Raw genomic sequence first — 1,386 nt, 5'->3', positions numbered from 1 at the left:
AAAAATATATTTTTTACCTAATCGATAACAAATTACCCTCTTACCAACAGCATCTGCAGCTCTCCATGCAGCTTAACCTCAATAGAATTTGCCGGTAAGAATATACAGTCACCTTTAAAAATATTTAACACTTCGCCTTCACCAAACGTCATTATTCCACAGCCATTCGTGCAAAGCAACACCTTAAAGGAATCACCATTACTTGACAATGTTGCCATTTCACGACAGCGCTCTGTATTTACCAGCACGCGCTCAACCTGAAAATACTTGCAACGGCACAGCATTTCCGACGCAAAGCCTCTCCTATACTTTAGCACACGCATTGGCTGCTTCGGCTGTTCGCTTCCATGCGTATCAACAACAGCCAAAGCTTTTTCTATGTGCAGCTCGCGCTTCCTGCCATTTTTATCAACACGGTTATAATCAAACAGACGATACGTTAAATTGGAGCTTTCCTGAATCTCGGCAATCAGCGCTCCAGCACCAATCGCATGAACGGCGCCAGGTTTTATAAAGAAAACATCATCACGATGTACCGGTATCTTTTGCAAATATTTTTCTACTGTACCATCCTGCAAGCTTTTTGCCAAAACGTCTTTTTCTATATCATGACTAAAACCATATACAATCTGTGCATTATGACTAGCATCAAGCACATACCACATTTCAGTCTTGCCACGCTGTCCATTCTCATGATAAAAAGCATATTCATCATCTGGATGAACTTGAACAGATAAATCCTTTTTGGCATCAATAAGCTTAATTAAAATAGGCAGTTCACCTAAATCTGCATAATGCTTGCCTAAAAGCCCTGGGTTATGACGCAAAACCGCTGCTAATGACAAGCCTTTAAATTTACCACTAGCAACCATACTTGTACCATCATGATGTGTAGAGCACTCCCATGTTTCTGCCAACGGCTGCATAGGAATGCCCTTGGAGAAGTCATCATTCAAGCGTCTTCCTCCCCAAAGATAATCCTTGCCTATAGGCTTGAGCAGAAACGGTTTATTTTTCAAGCTCATATTTTTGCTTGTCATTTACACTTATCTCCTTACCAAGCTGAACCTCAATAATTTTCAGCTCCGTATCTGCCATAATAGTATGCCTGCAGCCTGCTGCTATGGTAATTACATCACCAGCATAAACCTCCTGTTCCATGCCATCTACAATCGTATGACCATGGCCTTGGATAATAGTCCACACCTCATCGCGATGCTCATGGCTATGGTAGTTCATTTTGCTGCCAGCCTTCAGTGTTATACGAATGGTCAGGCTTTCTTTTTCCATGTCTATAACCTGATAGCTGCCCCAGGACTTTTCGGCATACATTACTGGCTGAATAATATTATCTACAAACGGCTTAATATAGCTTGACTGCGCTTT

At 41.6% G+C, this 1,386-nt stretch carries 2 protein-coding genes; both read right to left on the bottom strand.

Annotated elements, in window-relative coordinates:
* Nucleotides 1–32 precede the first annotated feature (32 nt).
* Nucleotides 33–1,040: a type I phosphomannose isomerase catalytic subunit gene (locus BN587_RS10070; protein WP_021721010.1), complete on the bottom strand. Its 1,008-nt coding sequence runs from the start codon at nt 1,038–1,040 to the stop codon at nt 33–35.
* A partial coding sequence (locus BN587_RS12085) for a phosphomannose isomerase type II C-terminal cupin domain (protein ID WP_044484851.1) occupies nt 1,009–1,386 on the bottom strand: 378 nt, incomplete at its 5' end. The genes BN587_RS12085 and BN587_RS10070, both read right to left, overlap by 32 nt.

Origin of the sequence: Phascolarctobacterium succinatutens CAG:287 (assembly GCF_000434895.1) — a bacterium.
GTDB lineage: Bacteria > Bacillota > Negativicutes > Acidaminococcales > Acidaminococcaceae > Phascolarctobacterium_A > Phascolarctobacterium_A succinatutens_A.
The sequence above is the reverse complement of the archived record's forward strand: the minus strand, read 5'-3'. Positions and strand labels throughout refer to the sequence as shown.

Excerpts from the sequence above, each read along its gene's own strand:
- BN587_RS10070 (WP_021721010.1), bottom strand. The coding sequence starts at position 1,040 with ATGACAAGCAAAAATATGAGCTTGAAAAATAAACCGTTTCTGCTCAAG.